This window comes from Paraburkholderia sp. RL18-085-BIA-A, from assembly GCF_046027075.1.
In the GTDB taxonomy this organism is placed as follows: Bacteria; Pseudomonadota; Gammaproteobacteria; order Burkholderiales; family Burkholderiaceae; genus Paraburkholderia.
Genome location: NZ_JARESU010000233.1, coordinates 1 through 8,229, shown reverse-complemented (window position 1 = coordinate 8,229; position 8,229 = coordinate 1). Strand labels below are relative to the sequence as shown.

Sequence of the window (8,229 nt, the reverse complement as noted above, 5' to 3'; positions counted from 1 at the left end):
ACTTTCTCTGAGCAGGTGTCTTTTCACTGAGCGATTACGCCGCCGTCATGCGCACAGCATGACGGCGTAGCTATCCTTCGCAACAGCCTTGACTCGCGGTTAATCGGCGCGGCCTTTGCCGGGCCGATGCGTGCTCGCGTCCTTTCAAACCGGATTCAACATGCCCAATTGTCATTTCATATACACGCCGTTAGTCCCCATTCGTTCAGGCGGAGAGTTGAGGGTGGGTCTAAACCATTACCGTTAATGCCTAACGAAAAAACTGCCACTCCGTCCTCAGCATTTACGCTGATTTGTCCGCTCATAAAACGTTCACGCCGGGGTTGTGTTGGGAATGCCATAGAGGCAAGACCCCAAATGAGAGACGGTGTGCTTTCATCAACCTTGTCCTACCGATTCGGTCAGGCGACAAGAAATATAAGACTTCCTCCGATAATTTTTGGAGTCGCACAGAGATGCTAAATCTTGCGGTTGGCTTTGTAGTCTCATTCCTGGTTATCTTCTTTATCGTTCGAAGTTCGGGTCTGCACGGGTCGCTCTCGATGGATCACGACCTGCGCGGCATTCAGAAGAACCACGCCTATGCCGTGCCCCGGATCGGCGGGGTGGGCATTGCCTGCGCCGCGGCCGTCACGCTGGTCGCGCAGCCGCTGTGGGCGACCAATTCCGCCATGAGTCAGCTGCTGCTCCTGCTGTGCGCCGTGCCGGCGCTCGCAGGTGGCGTGATCGAGGACCTGACCAAGCGCGTGAGCCCGAGCGTGCGCCTGCTGTGCGCACTGGCTTCGGCGTTCGCGGCCTGCCTCGTCATGCACGCGACGCTCACGCGCGTGGACCTGCCGCTCGTCGACCAGTGGCTGCGCATCGTGCCGATCGGGATCGCCTTCACGATGCTCGGCGTCGCCGGGCTGACGAACGCGGTCAACATCATCGACGGCTTCAACGGACTCGCGTCGGTGACGACGATTTTGATTTTTGCGTCGATCGGCTACGTGGCTCACAGTGTCAACGACTACCTCGTCATGAGCATCGCGATGACGATGATCGGTGCGATCGGCGGCTTCGTGCTCTGGAATTTTCCGGTGCCTTCCGTCTTCCTCGGCGACGGCGGCGCTTACTTCGTCGGCTTCATCATGGCGGAGCTGCTGGTCCTCTTGATCGTGCGCAATCCGGGCGTGTCGGCGTGGTACACCATGGCCGTCGCGGTCTATCCGGTCTTCGAGACGCTGTTCTCGATCTATCGCCGAAAGATCGTGCGCGGCCGGCCTGCAGGCCAGCCCGACGGACTTCACTTGCATTCGCTCGTGTACCGGCGTGTCGTGCGCAAGGGTCTCGACGCGAACAACCTGCGCCAGCGCGCGCTGCGTAACTCGTGCACCTCGCTCTATCTGTGGGTGCTGAGCCTCGTCGGCATCGCGCCCGCCACGTTCTTCTGGGACACGCCCGTCGCGCTCGCCGCGGCGACCATCGCGTTCGTCGTGGTCTACGTGCGGCTCTACGTGGCGATTGTGCACTTCAGGTCGCCGCGCTGGATGATGATCATGGGGCAAGCGCCGGTCATCGCGCCGCGTGGCGCGGAGCGTCCGCGTCATTGATGTATCGAGCCATGCGGCCCCGGCTTGCTGCTTTCGCTTTCGCGAGCGGCGTGTCACTGATTTGGCATCGAGCCGCTCAAGAGTACGGACACACACGATCACGCGTGAAACCGTGTCGCCCCATCCGCTCGACTCATCTCCCATACTTCTCCCACGCGAACGTCCAACGTGCAAGGACGAGCGAACTTTGACAGTGTTGTTCTTCCGTCCAACAGGCGATTAGTGTGTGAGAACGTACGTTAAGCCGGCGCATCCCAGTGCAACATATCTTTGCATAAGAGCACGACGAAGCAGTCTTATTTACCGTGCCGAAGACCCGATCAAAACCGCTCTTGCGCACTGCACTTTAGGGCGTGCGCAAGACACTGGCGGAACATCGGAGAGACGCTTTATCGCTTGCGAACCAGCCGTCATTCACAAGGACTGCGAGCGGACGCGCCCCGATTGCGGGGCAGCACGATCCGCCGCTTGGGGACATGCAGGAGACCATCGCGCCGGCTTGCAAACACTAGCGACAATCCGCTCGGGAGCGGCAAACACCTGGCGCGCCGGGCGATACCACGAGAAAAAAAATGAATCACGGATACGAAGCATCCCTCGTCAAGCGAGTGGTCAATGAACTGGTGACCGGCATTATCAATGGCGACTACGAAGGCAACGTGCTTCCTCCGCAGGTTCTCCTGTCGAAGAAGATCGGTGTCAGCCGCGCCATCATGCGCGAAGCGCTCAGCATCCTTATCTCGCGCCGGATGCTCGATGTCAGGCCCAAGACCGGCACGCGCATCAAGCCCACGAAAGACTGGCTGATCATCGATCACGAAGTGGCCGAGTGGCGCCTGCGCGCCACGCCCGATCCCGAGTATCTGCGCGGGCTGATCGAGTTTCGCAAGCTCGTCGATCCTCGTGCGGCCGCGTTCGCGGCGACGCGTGCGAACCGGCATCAGCGCATCGCGATCACCGCTGCGTATCAGAACCTCGTGCACGCGGGCGCGGATATCGCCGCACAGCGAGCCGCGGAAGACGCGCTGCAGGCAGCGATCGTCGACGCAAGCGGCGACGAGCTGCTCCGGCAAATGGGCAGCGTCGTACGGACGGGGCTGAGGGCGATGCGGCCGATCTCGCGCATGCAAACGCTGCTCGCGCACGAGTCGGATCTCGCGGACTACGGCAAGATCGTGCGCGCGATCGAAGCGAGCGATGCGGAAGCTGCGAAGGCCGCGATGATGCAGCTCCTGAGCCACAGCGCCGATCAATTGCTTGGGGAAGCGGTTTGATGTGAGCGTACGAGCTGCTGTTTGAAACCGAACGATTTCATTCGGATACGTTGAAGATCAAAAGTATGCGCAAAGCAACGGACTGATTTCGCGCAACACGTGATGCTTTAAAAAAGGTCCACGCGATGTTGCCAGCAGTGCTGATTCGCGAAGCGGACCAAACCATCGTCGGAGGGTGAATATGTGTGGAATCGTGGCGGGGGTCGCGGAACGCAACATCGTTCCGGTATTGCTCGAAGGCTTGCGGCGTTTGGAATATCGCGGCTATGACTCGTGCGGAGTCGCAGTGCTTCGCAACGGCGCGCCCCATCGCGTGCGCAGCCTGACACGCGTTCGCTCGCTGGACCAGGAAGTCCGCGAGACGGGCGTCGAAGGCGCAACGGGCATCGCGCATACGCGCTGGGCCACGCACGGCGCACCGGCGACGCAGAACGCACATCCGATCTTCTCGAAGGACGAGATCGCGATCGTTCACAACGGCATCATCGAGAACTTCGAGATGCTGAAGACTTCGCTGAGCGGCGCGGGCTATGAATTCGCGAGCCAGACGGACACGGAAGTCATCGCTCACCTGATCCACAGCCACTACAAGGGCGATCTCGCGGACGCCGTACGTCGCGCTGTCACCGAGCTGCGCGGCGCCTATGCGATCGCGGTGTTCTGCAAGTCGGAACCGGAGCGCGTGGTCGGCGCAAGGTACGGCTCGCCGCTCGTGATCGGGCTGAGCGGCACGGAATCGTTTCTGGCATCGGACCCGCTCGCGCTGTCCGACGTCACCGACCGCTTCGTGTTCCTCCAGGACGGCGACATCGCCGATCTGTCCTGCAACGGCAACCGGATCATGAATCGCGACGGCGAGCTGGTCGTGCGCGAAGCGCGCACGTTGCGCCATCCGCCGGCAGAAGCAGCGCTCGGGCCGTATCGCCACTTCATGCAGAAGGAGATTTTCGAGCAGCCGCTCGCGGTGGCGAAGACGTTCCCCCGCAAGAGCGCGCTGGACGCGACGCTCTTCGGCGCAACGGATCCCCACGCGTTCGCGCCGATCGACCGCATCCTGCTGCTCGGCTGCGGCACGAGCCACTACTCCGCGATGACCGCGAAGACGTGGTTCGAATCGATCGCGAAGATTCCGACGCAAGTCGAGATATCCAGCGAATACCGCTATCGCGAGACGATCCCGGGCAAGAACACGCTCGTGGTGCCGATCTCGCAATCGGGCGAAACCGCCGACACGCTTGGCGCCCTGATGCATGCGCAGTCGCTCGGGCACGAGCACACGCTCGCGATCTGCAACGTGGCGACGAGCGCGATGGTTCGGCAGTCGCGCTGGTCGTTCATCACGCAGGCGGGCGCGGAGATCGGTGTCGCATCGACCAAGGCATTCACCACGCAACTCGTCGCGCTCTTCCTGCTTGCGGTGACCCTCGGCCGCTCGCGCGGGCACGTCGACGAGCAGCAGGAAGCGGCGTATCGCTCGCAGCTCTCGGGCCTCTCCACGGCGCTGCAAAGTGTGCTGGCGCGCGAACCGCAGATCATCGCGTGGGCGCATGAACTCGCGCGCACGGACGGCGCCATTTTCCTAGGCCGCGGATCGCACTATCCGATCGCGATGGAAGGTGCGCTGAAGCTCAAGGAAATCTCGTACATCCACGCCGAGGGCTATCCCGCCGGCGAACTGAAGCACGGACCGCTCGCGCTCGTGACCGAAGCGATGCCGGTCATCGTGACGGCGCCGAACGACGGCTTGCTGGAGAAGCTCAAGTCGAACATCCAGGAAGTCCGCGCGCGCAGGGGCCAGGTGTACGTCTTCGCCGATGCCGATGCGAACCTGCAGAACGAGGAAGGCCTGCGCGTCATCCAGATGCCGGAGTACTACGGGCCGTTGTCGCCGATCCTGCACGTCCTGCCGTTCCAGCTGCTCGCGTATCACACGGCGTGCACGCGCGGCACCGACGTCGACAAGCCGCGCAATCTTGCCAAATCGGTGACGGTCGAATGATGCGCGGGTTCCACGAAGACAATCAAAGATGAGCACGATAAGGGTTGGACTTCTCGTCGACGATCTGGCGGTCCCGGCATGGGTGAATCACATGCTGGGGTTGATCGCTGCAGAGGAGGGCATCGAAATCGCTCTCGTCGTCAAGTACGCGTATCAGCCGCGGCTGGCGCAGAAGAGCGCGTCGCAGGCGAGTCCGTGGCTGCTGTCGCTGTGGATGGCGCTCGACAAGCGACTCGTTAAGGTGAGTCATGACGCGTTCAGCACCGAGCCTTTGACGGCAACGCTGCCGAATGTGCCGACATTGAACGTCGAAGTGGAAAGCAAGGAGTGCGGTGACCATTTCGATGTCCGCGACCTGACGCGAATCGCCGGATACGGCATCACGGTTTTCCTGCGACTCGGGCCGCTGCGTCCGTGCGGCGAGATCTTCGATACGGCTTCTTGCGGTATCTGGTCGTATCGGCATGGCGACGAGCCTGTCGAGCGCGGTGGACCGATTGGCGTGTGGGACATTCTGCTCGACCGTACGACGACGGCGTCAGCCTTGCAGTTCCAGACGCGAGCGGGCGAGCGCGAGCATACGCTGCAAAGATCGTGGTCGATGACATACCCCGTGTCGATTCACCGGAATCGCAGTCATTGCTACTGGAAGACGCTTTCCTTCGCGCCGCGCAAGTTGCGCGAGCTGAAGCAGATCGGCGTGGAAAACTTCAGGACGAAGTACACGAAGGCCGAAGCGGTTCCGGCGTTTTATTCCGGGGAGAAAATCGCCGAGCCGAGGACCAGCGGTGCTTATGGCAAGTTCATCGGCCAGTTGCTGGCGCGCACGGCCGCGAAGAAAGCGAGCAGCCTGCGCACCTTCGAGCAGTGGATGCTGCTGTACCACTTCGGCAAGGAAGACGATCTGCCCGATCGTCTTTTCGAGTTCAAGGAACTGCTGCCGCCGAAGGACCGCTTTTGGGCGGACCCGTTCGTCGTCGAAAGGAATGGCGAGTATGCGGTGTTTATCGAAGAACTCGAGTATTCGAAGAACCGGGGACATCTGTCGGTTATCCGTTTCGATGAAAACGATCAACCGGTCTTGCCACCCGTCAAGATTCTGGAGCGGCCGTATCACCTGTCCTATCCGTTCATGATCGAAGAGGACGGCGAGCTCTACATGATTCCGGAGACGAACGAGAGTAAAGCCATTGAGATCTATCGGTGCACGCATTTCCCGGATAAGTGGGAACACGTCATGAACCTGATGGACGACGTCATGGCCGTCGATACGACGATCTGGCGTCAGGATGGCAAGTACTGGCTCTTCGCCTGCATGCGGGAGAGCGAGTATGCGCCTCTCTCCGACGAGCTGTTTCTGTTCTGGTCGGATTCGTTGCTAACGCAGGATTGGCATCCGCATCCTTGCAATCCGATCGTTTCGGATATTCGGTCGGCTCGGCCCGGCGGGAATATCTTCGAGCATCAGGGGCAGTGGTATCGGCCGGCCCAGGATTGCAGCGGCAAATACGGCCGCGCGATGTCGTTTCAACGCATCGATGTGATCGATGAGACGACTTACAGGGAAACGCCGGTGAGTCGAATCGAGGCGAACTGGGATGCGAGTATTGACCGCGTTCACACTTTCAACCGGACTGGGCGGTTGACGCTCGTCGATGGGATGAAGACGCGGACGCGCGGAAATGCTGCTTGAGGCTTCTGTGACACTTGTTTTCGTGGCGGTTTGTTAACGCTTCGCCAGTTCCGTGACCGCTGGCGCGCGATCTCCGGTGTACCTCAAAGCACTCCATACCGGATCACCCTCAATGACTTGTAAGTCGGCATGGCTGTCACTGTCGGTGCCCGCACATTGATTCACATCAAGGGCAATTCAAACACGGTCACCGATATATAAAGCCATGCCGGCGCGCTCCAGGTGCCCGCGCTTTCGCCTGAGGGTACGCCCGCCCAAGAGCGAACCAATCTTTTCGTCATCTGTTGATAATTGAAGTGCCGTCAAAACAGCGACGGGCCAGGCTTGGCGGCCTGTAGGTAGTACCCGCACACCTGCCCAGACAGGTGTGCGTCTGCTGCTGCGCGACCTCTGTTCGAAAGGGGCGGGCCGTGGTGAAGAGACCTTCGGGTCTGCCGGTTTGGTATTACCCCGGTCCGCCAACTTCACCACTGTGCCCGCTCCCCACCTATCGCTTGCGACGCTGGGCGGCCCTTCTCTCACTCCCACGGAAAGAAGGGCGCACCATGCAGAAAAGCGATCCCCCCGCGACGCTTGCCGAACTCACTGATTCCAATCGCCGGCTTGTGCAGGAAAATCCCGCACTTCATGTCCTGCTTGAAAAGAGCGCTGAATTTGCGTGTCGCCAGGCTGAGGCGCTTGCTGGCATTACTGAAATGGCACCCGTATTGACGCGGAACGAAGGACTGGCGAAGGATCGCGCCCTGCTCGCGGCCACGCTCCAGATATTCTGCGAAAAATGCGCGGCTGAGGTGAGCACGCATATGGGTTCGCTGGCTGCAATCAGTGCGCTGCAATGGTCTGCCGGACCCGGTGAGGACACCATGTGCAATCCGTGGCCATTCATGGTGTCCGTCAGCGTTCACTAGGTACTGTTTTCCCGGACGGGTTTTTCTCTGTCTAAAAAATACAGGAATCCTATGAATGATCCATCAGTACTCTATCTCTGCGTGGCGGCGGGTTGTATCGCGCTGTTCTGTGCGGTTCTGGCTGTCGCGACTCTTGCCGACAGGCGGCGGGCAAGAACAGGTCACTTGCCGGAAGGCGGCAATAGAAGCCGTCCTGATGCACGATGAATCAGACGTGCCGGATTTTCTTCAAGGATTGTCAGGACGCGTCTATCCCATATTAATTCCGTTGACCTGAAGAGATTTGAATGGTCAGTTAACAGGTTTGGCAGCTAACGCTGCGTCGCTGGTCTTTTCAGGGAGCAGGGAGTGGCAGAGTTTGATCCATTACGGCAGGGCGTCGCGGGACGTCAGGCGTATTTTCTCGAAGTGCCCGGTACGTCAAGTGCGGCGGCGCTGTCGGTTGTGTCATTCAAGGCGACCGAAAAGATGGGCGCACCGACCGAAGTACGTATCGAGTTGACCCACCCGCAGCAGCTTGCGCGCACCGATTACCTGAGCCTGGACGCCTGCTTTTCCGTAGTGGCCGACGATGGCGCCGTGAAGAAGTTTTCTGGGTACATCGAACGCTTCTCGACGGTGCAGAACACGAAGGACTATGTCAGGTACGAAATCGTCCTGAAGTCGCATTTCGGACGGCTCCAGGCTGTCACGAACACGGAGGTCTATCAGCACCTCACGATAGCGCAGATCATCCAGAAGATTCTGCGCAGGTACGGCATCG

6 protein-coding genes are annotated in these 8,229 nt (G+C 60.3%); all 6 read left to right on the top strand.

All coding sequences use genetic code 11. The features are described from left to right. Window positions 1-455: 455 nt before the first annotated feature. Window positions 456-1,592, top strand: coding sequence for an MraY family glycosyltransferase (locus P0D89_RS49350; protein ID WP_408379159.1), 1,137 nt, complete (start codon window positions 456-458; stop codon window positions 1,590-1,592). Window positions 1,593-2,164: 572 nt separating this feature from the next. Then, complete coding sequence (locus tag P0D89_RS49345) at window positions 2,165-2,866, top strand: FadR/GntR family transcriptional regulator (protein ID WP_408379157.1); 702 nt, start codon at window positions 2,165-2,167, stop codon at window positions 2,864-2,866. Window positions 2,867-3,047: 181 nt separating this feature from the next. Further along, window positions 3,048-4,865 (top strand): glutamine--fructose-6-phosphate transaminase (isomerizing), encoded by a 1,818-nt coding sequence (glmS, locus tag P0D89_RS49340; RefSeq protein WP_408379155.1) that lies wholly within the window; start codon window positions 3,048-3,050, stop codon window positions 4,863-4,865. A 28-nt stretch (window positions 4,866-4,893) separates the two neighbouring features. Continuing rightward, the gene (locus tag P0D89_RS49335) at window positions 4,894-6,558 is read left to right on the top strand and encodes a glucosamine inositolphosphorylceramide transferase family protein (RefSeq protein WP_408379153.1); all 1,665 of its coding nucleotides are present in this window, start codon (window positions 4,894-4,896) and stop codon (window positions 6,556-6,558) included. Window positions 6,559-7,103: 545 nt separating this feature from the next. Further along, window positions 7,104-7,466, top strand: a complete 363-nt coding sequence (locus P0D89_RS49330) for a hypothetical protein (protein WP_408379150.1) — start codon at window positions 7,104-7,106, stop codon at window positions 7,464-7,466. A 408-nt stretch (window positions 7,467-7,874) separates the two neighbouring features. Then, window positions 7,875-8,229: contractile injection system protein, VgrG/Pvc8 family (locus P0D89_RS49325; RefSeq protein WP_408379161.1), on the top strand; the 355-nt coding region annotated here is incomplete at its 3' end.

Bases quoted from the DNA above. Each gene is read 5' to 3' on its own strand.
- P0D89_RS49350 (WP_408379159.1), top strand. From the start codon at position 456: ATGCTAAATCTTGCGGTTGGCTTTGTAGTCTCATTCCTGGTTATCTTC.
- P0D89_RS49345 (WP_408379157.1), top strand. From the start codon at position 2,165: ATGAATCACGGATACGAAGCATCCCTCGTCAAGCGAGTGGTCAATGAA.
- glmS (WP_408379155.1), top strand. From the start codon at position 3,048: ATGTGTGGAATCGTGGCGGGGGTCGCGGAACGCAACATCGTTCCGGTA.
- P0D89_RS49335 (WP_408379153.1), top strand. From the start codon at position 4,894: ATGAGCACGATAAGGGTTGGACTTCTCGTCGACGATCTGGCGGTCCCG.
- P0D89_RS49330 (WP_408379150.1), top strand. From the start codon at position 7,104: ATGCAGAAAAGCGATCCCCCCGCGACGCTTGCCGAACTCACTGATTCC.